At 66.6% G+C, this 16,630-nt stretch carries 13 protein-coding genes; 9 read left to right on the forward strand and 4 right to left on the reverse strand.

The genetic code is table 11. The annotated features are described in order from the left end of the window. The first annotated feature begins 28 nt into the window (after nucleotides 1-28). The 4 genes from Rhe02_RS09340 (at nucleotide 29) to Rhe02_RS09355 (ending at nucleotide 4,894) form a co-directional block, all read left to right on the forward strand. Nucleotides 29-1,177: a hypothetical protein gene (locus Rhe02_RS09340; protein WP_203907709.1), complete on the forward strand. Its 1,149-nt coding sequence runs from the start codon at nucleotides 29-31 to the stop codon at nucleotides 1,175-1,177. Nucleotides 1,178-1,307: 130 nt separating this feature from the next. After that, the gene (locus Rhe02_RS09345; protein ID WP_203907710.1) at nucleotides 1,308-1,790 is read left to right on the forward strand and encodes a pyridoxamine 5'-phosphate oxidase family protein; all 483 of its coding nucleotides are present in this window, start codon (nucleotides 1,308-1,310) and stop codon (nucleotides 1,788-1,790) included. A 148-nt stretch (nucleotides 1,791-1,938) separates the two neighbouring features. Beyond that, nucleotides 1,939-4,203 (forward strand): ATP-binding protein, encoded by a 2,265-nt coding sequence (locus Rhe02_RS09350; RefSeq protein WP_203907711.1) that lies wholly within the window; start codon nucleotides 1,939-1,941, stop codon nucleotides 4,201-4,203. 103 nt (nucleotides 4,204-4,306) lie between these two features. Next, nucleotides 4,307-4,894 carry a peptidoglycan-binding domain-containing protein gene (locus tag Rhe02_RS09355; RefSeq protein WP_203907712.1) on the forward strand — a complete coding sequence of 196 codons (588 nt, stop codon included), beginning with the start codon at nucleotides 4,307-4,309 and terminating at the stop codon, nucleotides 4,892-4,894. A gap of 54 nt (nucleotides 4,895-4,948) precedes the next feature. On the opposite strand, the gene Rhe02_RS09360 is transcribed toward Rhe02_RS09355, so the two are convergent. After that, nucleotides 4,949-6,253: a serine hydrolase domain-containing protein gene (locus Rhe02_RS09360; RefSeq protein WP_203907713.1), complete on the reverse strand. Its 1,305-nt coding sequence runs from the start codon at nucleotides 6,251-6,253 to the stop codon at nucleotides 4,949-4,951. A gap of 71 nt (nucleotides 6,254-6,324) precedes the next feature. On the opposite strand from Rhe02_RS09360, the gene Rhe02_RS09365 reads away from it, so the two are divergent. Together Rhe02_RS09365 and Rhe02_RS09370 are read left to right on the forward strand one after the other, a co-directional pair. Next, nucleotides 6,325-7,503 (forward strand): cytochrome P450, encoded by a 1,179-nt coding sequence (locus Rhe02_RS09365; protein WP_203907714.1) that lies wholly within the window; start codon nucleotides 6,325-6,327, stop codon nucleotides 7,501-7,503. Nucleotides 7,504-7,570: 67 nt separating this feature from the next. Then, nucleotides 7,571-8,257: a TVP38/TMEM64 family protein gene (locus tag Rhe02_RS09370; RefSeq protein ID WP_203907715.1), complete on the forward strand. Its 687-nt coding sequence runs from the start codon at nucleotides 7,571-7,573 to the stop codon at nucleotides 8,255-8,257. Nucleotides 8,258-8,336: 79 nt separating this feature from the next. Here Rhe02_RS09370 and Rhe02_RS09375 read toward each other — a convergent pair whose 3' ends face one another. Together Rhe02_RS09375 and Rhe02_RS09380 are read right to left on the reverse strand one after the other, a co-directional pair. Further along, entirely contained in the window at nucleotides 8,337-10,088 is a 1,752-nt protein-coding gene (locus Rhe02_RS09375) for a hypothetical protein (protein ID WP_203907716.1), read from the reverse strand. 13 nt (nucleotides 10,089-10,101) lie between these two features. After that, nucleotides 10,102-13,395 carry a hypothetical protein gene (locus Rhe02_RS09380; RefSeq protein ID WP_203907717.1) on the reverse strand — a complete coding sequence of 1,098 codons (3,294 nt, stop codon included), beginning with the start codon at nucleotides 13,393-13,395 and terminating at the stop codon, nucleotides 10,102-10,104. Between the two features lie 417 nt (nucleotides 13,396-13,812). Here Rhe02_RS09380 and Rhe02_RS09385 point away from each other — a divergent pair, with 417 nt between their 5' ends. Both Rhe02_RS09385 and Rhe02_RS09390 read left to right on the forward strand, forming a co-directional pair. After that, the gene (locus tag Rhe02_RS09385; protein ID WP_203907718.1) at nucleotides 13,813-14,322 is read left to right on the forward strand and encodes a SigE family RNA polymerase sigma factor; all 510 of its coding nucleotides are present in this window, start codon (nucleotides 13,813-13,815) and stop codon (nucleotides 14,320-14,322) included. Then, on the forward strand, nucleotides 14,319-15,158 hold the full coding sequence (locus Rhe02_RS09390; RefSeq protein ID WP_203907719.1) for a hypothetical protein: 840 nt from the start codon (nucleotides 14,319-14,321) through the stop codon (nucleotides 15,156-15,158). The genes Rhe02_RS09385 and Rhe02_RS09390 overlap by 4 nt, the downstream gene beginning before the upstream one ends. 7 nt (nucleotides 15,159-15,165) lie before the next feature. Here Rhe02_RS09390 and Rhe02_RS09395 read toward each other — a convergent pair whose 3' ends face one another. Further along, nucleotides 15,166-16,023, reverse strand: coding sequence for a S1 family peptidase (locus Rhe02_RS09395; RefSeq protein ID WP_203907720.1), 858 nt, complete (start codon nucleotides 16,021-16,023; stop codon nucleotides 15,166-15,168). Nucleotides 16,024-16,115: 92 nt separating this feature from the next. Between Rhe02_RS09395 and Rhe02_RS09400 the strand changes: the two genes are divergently transcribed. Then, on the forward strand, nucleotides 16,116-16,622 hold the full coding sequence (locus tag Rhe02_RS09400; protein ID WP_203907721.1) for a hypothetical protein: 507 nt from the start codon (nucleotides 16,116-16,118) through the stop codon (nucleotides 16,620-16,622). Nucleotides 16,623-16,630: the final 8 nt, after the last annotated feature.

Raw genomic sequence — 16,630 nt, forward strand, 5'->3', positions numbered from 1 at the left:
GAACGTGATGTCCTGATACATTGACGCGATGACTGGCTGTTTGCGGCGGTTGCCGCGAATCGGGGCGGCCATTGCCCTCACCGTCCTCGTCACCGGTTTCCACCCGGCAAGGCCGGCCACCGCCGCCGAGGCCCTCATCATCAACGATCTCGTCTATGTCGAGGGCCCGAACGTCAGCTCGTCGACACAAATAATTACGCTCGGTGAGGCTGCCGGAAGTGAGCAGCACCCCATTTCGATCCGCGTTCCTGAGGCGCTCTCCAGCCAATACTGGCACGGGGTCCTCGATGCGCTGTGCGCCCCAGACTTCTGGAGCACCGCGTCCGAACGGACCTGCACGCCGTCCTATCCTTCGACGCGGAGCATGACCATTGTTTACCGCTTCGGAAGCGTGGTCCCAGAACTGGCCCAGAGGCCGCCGCTGACCGTGACCGTGCGAGACACGGTGACCGGCCAGACGGCGACCGCGACAGTGCGCGTGGTGTCACGCGCCGACCTGGCCATGACCAACCTCTCCGTCCATGCGAGCAGCGACTCCGGACCGCAGCACACCATCGTCGGTCTTCGGGTGTACAACTACGGCCCCAGCCCCGCGCGCTCAGCGGTCGTGCGTGCCTCGTTCTCCGGCAGCGTCGCATTCGGCGATCTGCCCACCGGCTGCGCCGCCGCCAGCACGGTGGTTACCTGTCAGATTGATGAACTAGGTCGATTCGAAGCGGCCGATCGCGCCTTGCACCTCACCCCCGGCTCATCGGGCGACTTCTCTGTCATCTGCGAAACCTCGTTCCCGGGAACCGATCCTGTTTCGACCAACAACACCCGCCAGATCGGTCCTTTCTCCAATCCCGGTGGCCCGCCGAACCCCGGGTTGCCCAACCAGCCCGCACGACCCGGCCAGCAGGGTGCAAACTCCGGCACCACAGCCACCGATCCGGCATCGCCGGCCGCCACGGCCACGCAGACCTCAACGGCCGAGGTGAGTCTGCCGTCCGCCGACTCCGCCGCCACCTCCACTGCGTCGGCAACCCAAGCGGCGCACGCCAGCGGCCGAGCCGTTGCCTGGTCGGTCATCGTCGCTGTCGCTGTCGCGGTCGTGGCGCTCGGTGGCGGGATGGCCTTCTTCTTGGTGCGTAGACGTCGCGTCAGCCTCTCCCCGGTCGACCCCCAAGATCCGTAGCGGGATGGCATCGCCCATGCGAGCATGAACGCCGTGTCCGACCATGACATCCAGCTGTGGAACGAGGCCATGCTGGCTGTCGCCTGCCGACCCGGTAAAGGTTAAACCCATGCCGGTGTAGCGTCAGAGGATGATCGAAGACGAGGCAGCCGCCGTTATCGAGGCAATACAATACGTGACGCTGGGAACCGTTGACGCCAATGGTGATCCGTGGACGTCACCGGTCTACTTCGCGGCCGACGGCGATCGGTTCTACTGGGTGTCGGCGAGCGATGCGCTGCATTCGCGTCACCTGGTGGCCCGGCCGCGAATCTCGGTGGTGGTCTTCGACTCGACCGTCGATCCGTATCGAGGCCGAGCGGTTTACGGCATCGGGACCGCCCGCGAGCTGTCCGATGTGGACAGTCTGGAGCGCGCGATGGCCTGCTATCCCCGCAGGGACGGCCGGGGCGCCACCGAGGTCACGTTCGAGGATGTCACCGGCGAGTCGCCCTACCGAATGTACGAGGTGCGCGTGACCGAGGCCTGGGTGCTCTGCCCCCGCCAGCCTGGCCTCCCGTGTACGTTGCACGGCCGCACCGGCGACCACCGGGTCGAGGTCACCCTCTCCTAGCGGAAGCGTTCACGATTGCCGTTACATGGTGGTAGCGGGCGCTACCAAACCTGCGCCAAATCTGGCGCGCGCCGGGAACCAGGTTCGCTTGCAACACGTAGTGGATAGCAGAGAAATGTGCAGCGAATCGATCCGGAGGGATGCGCGCGTGTTCGGACGGATCATTGTCGCGCATCGACGGCGACTCAACCTGACCCAGGAGTGCCTGGCGGACAGGACTGGCCTCAACGTTCGCAGCATTCGAGACTTGGAGGCTGACCGGGTCCGGGCTCCCAGAATGAGCACCGTGGCGTTACTCGCCGAAGCCTTCGGCCTGCACGGGCCGGAACGGGAGCGTTTCTGCCTTCAGGCGACCGGTGCGGTGGCCGACAGCCCACCTGACGCGATAGTTCCCATGCAGCTTCCTTCCGACGTCGCCGGTTTCGTCGGCCGCAGCGACGAGCTTGTCCGGCTCGACGCATTACTGGCCGAAGCGGCTGAAGGAAACGGGCCTGTGGTGATCTCGGCGGTGTGCGGTGCTCCCGGCGTCGGAAAGACCGCGCTCGCAGTGCATTGGGCGCACCGGGTCGCCGCCTGCTTCCCCGATGGCCAACTGTATGTGAACCTGCGTGGCTTTGACCCGGCCGGGCATGTCGCTTCCGCAGGTGAAGCCCTTCGCGGCTTCCTCGACGGGCTCGGCATACCCGCAAAGCGTGTCCCGCCTGAGCTCGGTGCCCAGATGGCTTTGTATCGCAGCGTACTGGCCGGAAAGCGCATGTTGGTAATACTCGACAATGCCCGTGACGCCGATCAGGTGCGGCCCCTGCTGCCTGGCAGTTCGACCGTCCTCGCGGTGGTGACCAGTCGCAACCAGCTGACCGGGTTGGTTGCCGGCGATGGGGCACATCCGCTTGCGTTGACTCAGCTATCCCCCGCCGAAGCCCGCAGCCTGCTCGGCGCGCGGCTGGGCGCGGACCGCGTCGAATCCGAGTCCGAGGCGGTGACCAGAGTCGTCTCAGCCTGTGCTGGTTTGCCGCTCGCGTTGACCCTCGCCGCTGCCCGCTGCCAGCTGTCTGGTTTCGCCATAGAAACGATCGCTGACGAACTCGCCGAGGCGGGTCGGCGCCTGGATGTGCTGGACGGCGGCGACGCGGTCAGCCAGATGCGGACGGTCTTTTCGTGGTCCTACCTGGCCCTGTCGGCATCTGCGGCTGACCTGTTCCGGCTTCTGGGGCTGCATCCCGGTCCCGACTTCAGCGAAGATGCTGCGGCCAGTGCCATCGGCCAGCCGGTCATCCAGACACGTCGCCTGCTCAATGAATTGACCCGAGCAAGCCTGCTTGCCGAGCACCTGCCGAACAGGTACAGATTTCACGACCTGTTGAGGGTGTACGCGGCCGATCTGTGCCAGAGCCACGATTCCGTCCAGGCACGCGACGCGGCAATGCTGCGCATACTCGACCACTACCTGCAAAGCGCCTACGGCGTCGACCGGTTGCTCAACCCCCATCGCGATCCGATCACGCTCGGCGCACCGCTGCCGGGGGTGGTGCTCGCATCGGTGTCCGATCCAGTCGAGGCACTTGCCTGGTTCGCCACCGAACACGCCACGCTCCTGTCCAGCGTCGAACACGCCGCTCAACAGGGTTTCGACAATTACGCCTGGCAGCTGGCTTTGGCTCTCACCGACTTTCTCCAGCGCAGAGGATACTGGCAGGACTGGGTGCAGACAGGGCGTCGCGCGGTGCTGGCCGCCGGCCGGCTCGGGGATCGGGGGGTGCAGGTCCGTACCCACCGCAATCTGGGACACGCGTACCTGCAGCTGGGTCGCCTGCTCGACGCCGATGCCGAATTGCGCCGGGCAATCGACCTATGTCGCCAGCTGAACGACCACACTGGACATGCCCATGCCATGCTCAACCTCGCGGTGGTGTGGGAACGTCGTGGCCAACTGGCAGAGGGGCTCGGCGCTGCGCAACAGGCAGTCGAGCTGTATCGCGTGGCGGGCCACCAACGTGGGCAGGCCAGGGCGGTAAACGCGGTCGGCTGGTACCACGCGCTACAGGGCAACCATGAACAAGCCATCTCTGCCTGTGAACAGGCACTGATCCTGCTCGAGGAGCTGGGCGACCAGTTCGGGCAAGCGGCCACATTGGACAGTGTCGCCCTCGCCTATCACCATCTCGGTCGGCTCTCCGATTCCATCGACGCCTACCAACGCGCGCTGGGCTTCCTGCGCCACTTGGGCAACCGCTACTACGAGGCCACAGTCCTCACACACCTGGCAGAATGCCAGTGCACCAACAAGGATCGCCAAAACGCACGCGACAACTTGGCCAAGGCGCACGAAATCTTCACCGACCTCGGCTGTCCGGAAGCCGAAGCTGTAGCCACCAGCCTGTGCCAGCTCGACCACCTCGATTCTGCCGGTTAACCCCCGGTTAGCCTCCTGGGCCGCACCGGCTGGCGCCTGAGAGCCTGAAGTGGCGCCAGGATCTCCGAACGTTGCGCTTTCGGGATGTCAAACAGGAGGAGCCATGCTGAAGAGGGTTGCCACCGTTGTCGCCGGCACGATGCTGCTGCTGATCGCGGCGGGGGGAACAGCCACCGCAACCACCACGACGCCACCGACCAAGGGCGAACAGTCTCTGACGGGCGCCCCCACGGCACCACCGCCCCGAACTTTCGGCCCGCAGTCGACGGCGAACAGAATCGTCCAGGGCCTTGGTGACCCCCACGACGATCTCAACGACGAATCCACATTGTGCAACGGGTGCAGCTTTGCCAATGGTAACTACGCCGGTTTCTGGCAGGCCATCCTCTGGGCTGACGGGTACCTCTCGGCAAGCCAAGTCGACTGCGAGTTCGGCCCCATCACCGCTCGGGCCACCGCCAACTGGCAACGCGACAGGCAGCTCGACGACGACGGTGTCGTCGGCAAGGACACCCGAAGCGTCGCCCAAAACTTCCTCTACGAGAGCGGCGACCCGAATTACAACCTGTTCTACGACGGCTTCCCCAACCGGCTTTACCTGTACCGCGAGGCCGCCGCACACTACTGGATTTACTGGAACAACAACTGGAGAATGCTGCGCTACACCGACAAAAACATCGTCGGCTGCTGACCACCGGCCGGTTGCAGCGGAGCCCCGTTCGGGCTCCGCTGCAACGTCACGCGCTCACATCGCCTCTGACGATCGCGGCAAGCGGAGGTCGGTCTCGATGCCGTCCTGGGCGATGATCAGCTCGTCGCCGCCGAAGCGAATGTCGAGGTTGAGCGAGGTTGAGCGCCAGCCGCGGTCTGTCGCTTTCAGCTCAACCGTGGGCTGGCCCGGCGTTACGAGCACGAGGCCACCGTCGCCTTCCTCGATGTGGAACTGGCCATACCTGCCGGCGATCGCGGGTTGGGAGCGTTCGGGCGGTGGCGGCGCGTCGGGCCAGTCCATGGCGGCGGCCAATTTCGGCAGCAGGAACTGGTTGATGACCAGCATTCCGAAGGCGCCGTTCGTCATGATCACCACACCCGTACCCGAATTCTGGTAAAGGCGTGCCGTGCTCAGGAAGCCTTCGTTGCCGCCGTTGTGGCCGAACCAGGAGGCGTCGGGACCGAGGGTGAGCCCGAGCCCGTAGGCCGCATCGGTTGGCGAGGTCAGCATCGCTTCGGCCAGCTCCTTGGGCAGCAACGCATCCGCGTCGCCCCGCGCGCTTGCCTGGACCGCGAGCAGGAACCGGCCCAGATCGGTGGGCGTGCTCCAGAGGCCGGCCGCGGCCAGCTCCGGGTACCGATGCGCGCCACCGGGTATCGGTGACGGGCCGCCGTGGTGTCCGCTGGCGAATCCGGGGCGGTGGCCCTGGTCGAATCGTGAGCCGGTCATGCCGATCGGGTCTAGCACCAGCTCCTGCGCAAGCTCCGCGTACCCCCGGCCGGTGACGTCGTGCAGCAGCTGCTGCACGACGGTGTAGCCGCCGCCGGAATACCGGTACGCCGTGCCGGGCAGCGCCGTGACGCGTACAGGATCGCTGTTACCCCGGCCGTCGAGGATGTCGGGCAAGGACGGGAGGGTCCGGCCCACGGGATAACCGAGGAAGCCATGTGTGGTCGTGCCGGCGGTGTGGCTGAGCAGTTGGCGCAGCGTGATCACCGGCGCCCAGCCGCCATTGGCCGGTACCCGCCACGTGCGCAGCATGCCGTTGACGTCGGCGTCGAGGTCGAGGACCCCATCGGCGGCCAGCCGCAGCACACAGAACGCCGCGATCGACTTGCTGATCGAGGCGGCTTGGAACGGGGTCTGCGGCGACACGGCCTCACCGGAGCCGTAAAGCACCTCGCCGATCGCGAGGGTGTCGGCGATGCGGCCGTCTGCGATGAGCGCGACGCTGAGCGCGGGAAGATGAGTGGCGTGCATCAGAGCGGCCAGATCACCCAGCGGCTCAGTACGCGGCTGCTCCAAATCGAACTCAACGAGCACATCCGAGATCAGCATGACGGGCACGGTAACACCGTGCGGAGCAAGCCGTTGCCCCAGTGGCGATTGCCGGTGTTACCGTGGTGGCCATGCAGACGCCGGTCGTCGCGGTGCACCGTCGGCGGGTGCGCTTCGACCCCGATCCGGAGCTCGCGCGGCTGCGGGAGGTCTCGCCGGTCGTGCGCATCGAGTTGCCCCGCTACACCACCGCCGGGCCGGCCTGGGCCTGGTTGGTGACGCGTTACGAGGACGTGCGGGAGGTCCTCGCAGACGCGCAGAGGTTCAGCACCGCCCTTACCGCTGTCGGTGAACGATCGCAGGGCGACGGCTTTCTGGTCGCCTACGATCCGCCGGAGCACACCCGGTTGCGCCGCATGGTGAGCGCGCCATTCACCGGTAACCAGATCCGGCATCTGCGGCCCCGGATCGAGGTGATGGTGGCCGAATGCCTCGATGCCATCGCCGAGGCCGGGCCGCCGGTGGATCTGATGGAAACGTTCGCGCTTCCCATCCCGTCACTGGTGATCTGTGAGCTGCTGGGCGTGCCCTATCCCGACCGGGCCGGGTTTCAGCACACCAGCAAGGCCCGCATAGACCTGGCGGCCACCGCGGCCGAGCGGATGGCGGCGCGCACGCAGTCGCGGCACTACATGGCCCAGCTGGTGACCCGCCAGCGGCTCGAGCCGGGTGCGAGCCTTCTCGGCATGCTCGTTCGCGACCACGGATCCGAACTTACCGATGCCGAGCTGGTCGGAATCGGCGACCTGCTGCTTTTCGCCGGACACGAGACCACCGCCAACATGCTGGGCCTGGGCACCGCGCTGCTGCTACACCATCCCGACCAGCTCTCCGTCATGCGTGAGCGGCCGGATCAGGTAGCCGACGCTGTCGAGGAACTGCTGCGGTTCCTGTCTGTGGTGTCGGCCGGCACGGCCCGTACAGCGGTCATCGACACCACGATTGGCGGCCAGCAGATCAAGGCCGGGGAGCTGGTGGTGTGCTCGTTGCCGGCGGCCAACCGCGACCGGGCCTTCGCCGACGACGCGGATCGGCTCGATCTGACCCGCGCCGCGCGTCCGCATGTGGCGTTCGGCCATGGCATCCATCACTGCCTCGGCGCGCCGCTGGCCCGCCTGGAGATGGAGATCGCGTTCCCCGCTCTGCTGCGGCGTTTTCCCACCCTGCGTCTGGCCGTGCCCGTCGAGGAGATCCCTTTTTTGACCCATTCCGTGGTGTACGGCGTCAGATCTCTGCCCGTCGCTTGGTAGCGTTGCCCGACCACGACCCGCAGCCATAGACTTAGACGTCTACATTATTCGATTTAAAGGGCCGAGCGTGGACGGGAAACGTGGCAGACCGCGGGTCAGTTGGCAGACGATCCCGCTGGCCGTTCTGGTAGTGGTTCTGCTCAGCTATGTGGCGCTGGAGGCCTCCGGCCTGGTCAGCTTCACCGACACCGTCGAACGATTGCGAGAGTCCGGCCGCCCGACGGTGGTCGCCACGATCTTCGGTCTTCTCATCATCGACGCCGTCCTGCCTGTCCCCAGCGTTCCGCTGATGGCCCTGGCGGGAAGCGTCCTGGGGCCGGTGACGGGTAGTGTGCTGACGATCGCCGGCTCGATGGGATGCTCTGCCGTCTCCTACGCCATCGGCCGGTTCGCGAGCCCCTGGCTGCGTCGCAGGATCGTCGGTGACGAAGAGCTGCAGGAAATGCAGCAGTGGGCCGACCGCTTCGGCCGCTGGATGCTGATCCTCTCGCGATCCCTGCCCCTCATGACCGAAACCGTCGGCACCTCGGCCGGGATCGCCCAGATGCCGGTGGGCCGCTTCCTCGGGTACACGCTGCTGGGCACCGCGCCGGTGTGCCTGATCCTCGTGGTGGCCGGCACTTACGCCGAGACCGCCAAAGACATCCTCGCGATCGCCGCGCTCGGCGCCCTGATCCCAATAGTGCTGGGATACGCCGTGCGCCGCATCATACGCCGCAGGCACCGCACACCGGCGCAGCCGGAAGAAGACTGATCCCGCGATGCTTGCGGCTCGCTGCGCGAAAGGATCGCCGGGGCGCGCCATGCGTGCGCCCCGGGCGGTTCACAGGCCGTCACGGCTGCTTCGGGTTGAGGTGCAAAAGCCAATCGTAGGAACGGGTGAGCTGGGCGATGCAGTTATTGCAGCCGACCTGGCTGGTGGCCACGGTGCCGACCACGGCTCCGATGTCGCTCAGCTCAAGGGCGCTGAGTATTTCGGCATGCGGCCCCAGGTCCGCATCGCCGACCGGCCAACCGGGTCGCGACACATGGCCCAGGCGGTAGCCCTCCGGCAGCAAACGCCGGAACTCGGGCTCGAAGCCGGACAGAAACATCTGCACGATCGGGTTGGTCACATGTACCAGGCGAATTTCCTCCATGCCTGCCTTCTCGATACGCCACGCCCGTGCCAGGCTGATCGCCGAGTTGGTGTGAAACACCCCGCCTCTACGGCCGAAAAAGTCCGCGATCCGGTCTCTCACCGGGACCATCGGCCCACCGGCGTTGATTATCTGGTGCATGCTCTCCGTGAACTTGAAGGCATCGACGATTTGCTGTTCGGCGCCGCTGCGCAGGCTTTCCAAAATCTGGCGCACCTGCGGATCCGCAAGCTGCTGCAGCGCCTGGATAGCAAGCGCCTGCCGTCCGGCCCACGTCTCAGCGATCCTCGCGCCGTCGAGTAGCACGAGCTCACGCCACACAGATCCTCTGAAGGACCTGAGACTATTGCGCAACACACCGCGGTTCAAGCTGCCGACGTCCAGCGCCCAGTTCGCCAATACCTGCGCCACGATGTCGCGATGGCCGCGCGGGATGTCGTAGTCGCCGATCCTGCGGACAACATCGGTGCCCACCGCACCGGCCCCGGCGGCACGCGGATCGAAGGGATCCCCGGGGCCGTCCGGCCCGTCCGGCCCGGACGGGCCGGAGCCCGACCCGGAACCGGAGCGCGAACCAGTGCCCCGGTCCACCGGCCCGGTCAGCTTTTCCTTGTCCGCGAACACCGCGTTGGGTGGCTCGTCCCACCGGCTGCGCGGCCCCGGAATGCCGTCCGGGTAAGCAAACTCAGGTCCTGACCCCGTCGCCAGCTCTGCGGCTTCGACCAGATCGTCGAAGCCTCGTCGCACCCGCCGGGTGAGCGCTTGGGCCAGTTCTCCGCCGAATTCGACCGCGGCCTTGGCCCCGCGCTTCACCAGCGGTCCGGCACCGCCGGAGATGATCGCGCCGAGGATGTCTAGCAGGAACGGCCCGAGCACCTTGCCGACCTCGTACACGAAGGTGCCGAAATCATTTCCTTCGGCAGCGGTCATCACATCTTTGACCATGTCACCGCCGATTTGCTGGCCCAGCGCGAAGCCGAACGAGGGCTGCTTCTCCAACATGTCGAACGCGGCCCGCAGACCCGCGGTGAGCTGTGCCACCGGTGATCCGCTCAGCAGCACGGAACCCAAGTCCCACATGCCTTTCAGCTCGCCCCACAGACCCCAGCCCAAACCTCGGCCGAAATGGGCGAGCCACGGCGGGATGAGGAACCCGCCCGCGTTGAAGGCGATCAGGTTCTCCGCGCGGGCCAAGGCCTTCGAGGAGTCGGCTGGCGTCAGGCCCGGCGAGCGGCCCAGCACCAGCCGTTGCGGCGGCGGGCCTACCTGCGGGGCACCCAGCAGGAGCCCGTCGACGAGACCTGCGCCGAAGCCGAAACCCTCCACTTTGAGGTACCGCTGCACCCCGATCGCCCACACGATGGTGTCGACAAACCCGGTGCCCAACTCTTCGATGCCGCGATACCCGGCGACCATGCGGTCGCCGGTCGCGATGCCACTGGACATGACGCCAGCCCGCTCAGGCACCGTCGATGGACAGCACAGGAGCCACGCTGCCATCGACCTTGATGTAGCGGTCGACGTCGGGGTCGGCCAGATCGCCATCCTGCAGCCGCAACCCGCGGCGCAGCGACTCGATGTGGGCGGATATCGCCTCTGCCTTCGCCTTCTCCGCGTCGTAGGCGCGGTGGCGCAGCTTGAAGTCCTCCAGCAGCGGATGCGAGCCCGGCAGCCCCTCGATGAACAGCTCGCCGGTGGGAACGATGACCTCCTGGCTGACCTGATGCGCCGCCTCCAGCGCGTCCATCAGCCACTCGGTCACGCGGCTGCGGGCCGCCTCGTCCTTGGCGCGGTGCATCGCGCAGCGCGCCAACGCGATCGCCTCACTGGCCGTCGGCATGCCGCCCAGCGGATCGGGATCGCGCAGGCCGAACTCGCTGTCCAGCAGATCCTGCGCCAGGTAGGTCGACAGCGCATTGTGTTCGCGCAGCGGGAAAACGGCGAGGTTGCCGCGGTAGCCGAGCGGTCTGGTCAGGTCGGCTACCTGGTGCAGCCGGCGCTTCTCCTTCAGCTCCGGGGTGCCGAACAGCACCGCGACGGGATTTTCCACCACGTTGTCCATCAGGTCGGGCAGGCCCGCCGGGGCCGCTCGTATGCGGAGGTCGCTGCGCACCACGAAGTCGTCCAGATCGGTCAGGACCGCCTCGCCGGTCGCGCCCGGCCACTGGATTTCCATGTCGTAGAGCCGCAGATAGCGCTGATCTGGATGTTCGCAATCCCAGATCGCCTGCATGTAGTGGAAGATGTTCTCCTTCACATGCAATATCAGTCTATCTATCTGGGTACGGCGGTCGAGCCGCTTTCGCACACCGGCGACATAGGCCTCGGTGGCCCTTTCGAGCACCGTCAAGCTTTCCCGCATCGCCGAGTCGAGCTGGGCCAGGTCGGCGTCGGCCCATTCCAGCGCATGCTGGGCATTGTTCGCGTCGGCTTGGGACTCCTCTTCGGAGTCACCGAAAAGCCGGTCGGACAGCCAGCCGCCGACCGCCGGGCCGAGCGCGGCCTGGACGTCGGCCGGGGACAGTCCCGACTGCACCTGCGCCACGTCCTGCACCGCCCGCTCCAGGGCCTTGCGGGCTTCGTCGCGCAGCTGGGTGTGCGCGGTGCTCTGCCGGCGCGTCTCGGCGACGACTGCCAGCTGGGTGCGCCACTGCTGTTCAAGCACCTCCACCGACACCTCGTCTCCGGCGAAGCTGCGCGACAGATAGCGCAGCGCCGACGCGAAAGTCTTGTCCAGCAAGGCTTTGCGGATGATCCAGTCGTGCCGCAGCAACCACGCCTCGGTGATCTCGTGTGGCGCCGGCACCTCGTAGGCCACCAGGATCACCGGGACGAGATCGGCGAGACGCTCGGCGACCTCGTACCGCCGCTGCAGTTCATAGAAGAGGTAGGTGACGGTCAGTTCATTGTTCGGGTTCTCGATGTCGCGCTTCTCGGTGACTGTCCTGTCCCACGACTGCTCGGAACCGACCGTCACCTTGTTGGAGTCCCGGTATTCCTGAGCCGCCTTGCGGGTGAACTCCCTGATGTCCTTTTTGGTGCTGCTGGAGGAACTGTCCTGGCTCCCGCCGAACTCTGCGCCACCTATCTCCGCCCCGACGACCCCGACCACGTCGACCTTGGGTGAGTAGTTGGCGCTCATCGTCTGCGCCCGCTTCGCCGCGCTGACGATTTCGGCCTCCGCCCGGCCGGTCTGGCCGGACTCGCTCGACCCGCCGAGCATCCGCTCGGTCTCGCTGTTGCGGGTGTTCTTCCGGCTCGACTTGCGCTCGACGGTGTAGCTGCGCTTCTCGTTGGGCGCCAACGCTATCGCTCCGGCCAGATCGCCTGCCTGGTAGCCGGTCGGGCGCCAGCGCTGCCGGTAGGTGGCCAGGATCCCGAAGTTGTAGGCGCCCACGGCGAACACGTCGAACTGGTAGGGGGCCACCATCTGTTCTTTGAGCTCGGCGATGAGCTTCTCGGCGCGCCCGAGCCGCGAGCTGGCACCGCCGGAGTCCTTCTTCGCGTCGCGTACCACCGAGCGAGCCTCGCGCCGGAAGTAGTCCTCGTCGTCGACGAGCGAGGCTAGGGTACGCGGCGGGATATAGGAATCCGGGTAGTTCTCGAACTGCTCGATGTCGTCCAGGTGATCATTGCCGTTGATTAAGGCGCCTTGGACGGTACCGTGCATGTTGCGCACGTCGACGATGAAACCGTCGGCGACGTTGAGGAACCTGATGTACTCCTGATCGGCGAAGCTCAGGCTCGCCCAGTTCTCCCCGACCGTCGGCTCCCAGGCGGCGAGCTCCGACGGCGCGGCGAGGGTCGAGCTGGCCGCCGCGACCGACTCGCTCAACGCGTCGAGCAGATCGTGCAGCTCATCGATCTCGCTGAGATCGGCCGGGATGGCCTCCGGATCGACGACCTCCACGATCTCGGCGTAAAGCTCCCTGATCTTCTGGTCGGTGATCCCGTCGACCACCGCTGTCCAGACGTCCGACCAGGCGACCTGAAGCGTGGGGTAGTCGTAGAACGCGTCGGCGTCGGCCGGACCCGACGGCACCGCCCGCTGCAGGTTGTCCCGGATCACCTGCCGGGTCGGGCGGTCCACCGCGCCGTCGAGGTAGTCGCTGTCGAGGATCGCCGCCACCCGCTGCTGCGTGCTCGGCTCGACGACGTCGCCCACGATCGCGGTCACCGGGGCACCTGCCCCCGTACCCGTCGGCGCGTTCTCGGACGCTGCCTTCGCCTTTGCCTCGCAACGGCGAAGCGCCACGTCCACCGCCGAACCTGTCCGCATCTTGCGTATAGCCGCTCTGAACAGCGCGTCGGCGATCCTCGCCGGGACGGCCGAACCCGCCCCGCCCAAGCCGAGCTCGGCGGCGGGCACAACCATGCCGCGCCGGTTGTCGTGCAAGGACTTCAGACGCCGCAGGCCTTCGGCGCGGCTGCGTTCCAGAGCCTCCCCCGGGTCCACGCCGCGCGGCACGAACATGCCGTTGTTGTTGGCGCGGCCACGAATTGGTTTTCGGCCCAGCACGCGGCGGGCCACCGCCGCCCCTTCGGCCTTCATCTTCAGCCGCCTGGCGATCTCCGATCGGCTCGCCTCGCGCACGGCCTTGGCGATCTGCCGTTCCCTGCTTATCCGCTCCGCGACCGCATCGGCCAGCGACACCCGCGGCCGGGGTTTGGGAAGCCGGTCGATCACCGGCTTGTTGACCGCATTCGAGTCGACTTTCGCGACGCCCACCGCCGCATTCCTCATCACATCCACCAGCACAGCGTGAGCGGACACGTCACGGCGGCGTCATGGTCACGTCTTGGTGAAGAAACGGCACGTGAACCTGGCCCGGTGGAAGCGATCACGGTGCCTGCGGGCGGTCAGCGAAGCAAGCTACCGTGTGGCACCATACGCGGGTGAGCTTCTCCTCGCCTCCGCCGGCACCAAAGTCCAGCACAGGCCTCGTTGTCGGTCTTGTCGTTGGTGCTCTTGTGATTCTGATCTGTTGCCCGTGCGCCGTTTGGGTGGCATTCCGGCCAGGGGCAGCCGCAGATGTCGTCAAGACCATTGTTGGCAGGTAAATATCTCGATCAATGACCCTCCGGCGCTGCGAAATATTTCGATTCCCGACGCAACCCCTGGGGTGGGACCCCGCGTGACTATCTCGAATTGCGGGGATCGGAGGCTTGGATGGGTGATCGCAACGCGGCGTTCGCGGAGTACTTCGCGGCGAGGTCGGAGGCGATGCGCGGCACCGCGTACCTGCTGTGCGGCGACTGGCACCGCGCGGAAGATCTGGTGCAGACGGCGTTCACCAAGCTCTACCTGGTGTGGAACAGGGTGTCGCGGCACGAGGTGCTCGACGCCTATCTGCGCCAGATCCTGATCCGCACCTTTCTGGACGAGCGGCGCCGCGGCTGGTGGCGGCGCGAGCAGGTGGGCGGGCAGGAAGCCGAGCGGTCGGCACGGCCCGACTCGCCTGAGAACCGATTGGTGATGCTGCAGGCGCTGACCTCGGTTGCCCCACGTCAGCGCGTCGTTCTGGTGCTGAGGTACTGGGAGGACCTGCCGGTCGACGAGGTCGCGACACTGCTGGGGTGTGCACCAGAGACGGTGAAGAGCCAGGCGGCACGCGGGCTGGCCACGCTGCGCGGCGTGCTGTCGCCCACGCACAGCGGGATCGAGGAGGGGACACGATGAATGAAGACGCGTTTCGCGAGGCATTGCGCGGCGAGATGGCGGCCGCCACCCCGCCACCACCGATGAGCACAGCCGTGGCGCTGGGCGCCGCCAAGCGGGCACGCATGCGCCGCCGCGCGGTTTGGGCCTGCGTCGGATCTGCGGCCGCGGTGTTAGCGGTCGCCGGCCTTACCACCATCGGCCCGCTGGGCGCCGGCGGCTTCAGCCCGGCAGGTCCTGGGCTGCCGGTCCTGCCGTACCCATCGACAAAAGAGGCGTGGCCCACCGGACCGGATGGCCAGCCCCAGGAGGACCGGACAGCTCGGGCCGGTGTCCGGAATGACCAGGCGATCAAGCTGCTCACCGAGATCGTCTCCGTGGTGCCAGCCGGATACACCGCACCGGAAGACCCCGCGAACCCGCCCGCCGACCGGCAACCGCTGCGGTCCTACCAGGCATCATTCGAGGAGAAGGTGAACGGTGTCGAGGTGTGGGGGTACATGTCCTCGGCAGCCGTCGCGCAAGGCGACCAGGTGGGGCGCTTGCTCGTAGAGGTCCACACCGTCGGCAATCAGCTACCGGCCGAACCCTGCGCGCTGGCCCAGCAGTTCTGGGGTATGCAGGGCGAATGCCAGACGGTGACCGTGCAAGCGGCACAGGTCGGTGTGATTGTCCGGCCCACCAATGACGACCGCTTCGACCAGTGGGCGGCCTACCGGCACCCCGACGGCGTCGTGGTCTTCGTCGCGCAGAGCGCGCAGAACCCGACTGAAGGCGGGCTCGCGCTGCCCACCCTGCCGTTCACCGTGCAGCAGCTGGCGACCCTCGCCGTCGACGAACGGTTCCATCTGCAGTGAGGGTTTGTCAGGCCGCTCCGAGGATCAGCCCGTACTGGTCGAGGATCTCACCCAGCGGGTTGTAATAGCCGCGCCGGTCCGGGCCGCATTCGCCACCGCCACCGGACAAGACGCCCAATGCCCAGGCTCGAAGCTCCCCGCCGATGAGTTCGCTCATCAGCGGCGAGCCGGAATCACCAGGAACCGAGCACACGTCCGTCTGGATCATTCCACTCACGACCAGCCCGCCATAGTTCACGCTGACGTCGACGGCGAGCACTGTGCCGCAGGTGTACCCGGAATTGTTGCCCTTCTTGCATACGCTCTGCCCGACGGAGGCGGTGCCGACTCCCTCCAGCGCGATAACGCCCATGTCGGTGGCGACCCCGTCGCGGGCATGGAACGTCACCCCCTTGATGGTGATCACTCCGTAGTCACCGTCGCCGTCGAAGACCGACGAGTACGTCCGGCCGAGATAGTCGCCTTTTCGGTCCCAGTACACGGTGTTGGCGGTGCAATGCCCAGCGGTCACGACGTAGCTGGCCGTCGCCGTCGCGTTGTGAGCTATGAATCCGGTGGTGCAGTACTTGCCGGTGGCGCTGCGCATCCCATAACCGCCGTAAAGCAGCGCATACGGCACGGCCGGCGCCGCCTGCTCGACGCGGATCCGGGCTGAGCTGAGCCTCAGCTTGGACGGATCCGCAACCTGCACAACCACTTGCCCTGTCTTGGCGTCGACCCACGCCGCGCTGCCCGGCCCGGCCGCCACCACCATTTGATCCCGCAGGGATTCCAGATCGGCCGCAGGTGCGGCCTGCGCCGGCTGCGTGCCGCCAATCGCCAGGAACGCCGTAAGCAACACCACGGCAGCCTTCCAACGCGTCATCGTCCACTCCAGAGGGTGCCCCGCGATCGATAGATGGCACTCAAGGTATCAGGCGAGGCGCCTGCTGCGGCCCGATGTGGCATGCTGTTCGCGTGATGATCAAGCTTTACCGGCGTGACGCCGATGGGGTGCTGCACTATCACGAGTCCTGGACGGACAGTGAGGAGAACCTTGTCGTCGAGCATTGGGGACGCGTTGGCGAGCGCGGTGAATCGGTCCAGTTCGAGATTCCCGAGGGCGTCAGCGAGGACGAGGCCGTCGAGGACATGCTGGCGCAGGCGCGCAAAGACGGCTTCGCGGAGCTGAGCCGGCGAGACCATCGGCTCATCGAGGTGCAATACGACCTGGAGGACAGCTGGGGAACAATGGACGACCTGGCTGTGCGCAACAAGGTTGATGCGCTGCTCAACGAGGAGCTGGGCTGGCACGGCCTCGGCGAGTGGGCGGGCTCCAGCATGGGCTCGGGCCAGATGGAGATCGCCTATGTCGTGGTCGACGCCGACGAGGCGATCCGGGTGGTCACCTCCGCGCTGCAGGCTTCAGACCTGCCAATGTATTCGCGCATCAACGTTCAGGCGGACGAACCCGACACCGACTGAGCAGCCGG

The sequence above is a fragment of the Rhizocola hellebori genome, assembly GCF_016862955.1.
GTDB classification, from domain to species: domain Bacteria; phylum Actinomycetota; class Actinomycetes; order Mycobacteriales; family Micromonosporaceae; genus Rhizocola; species Rhizocola hellebori.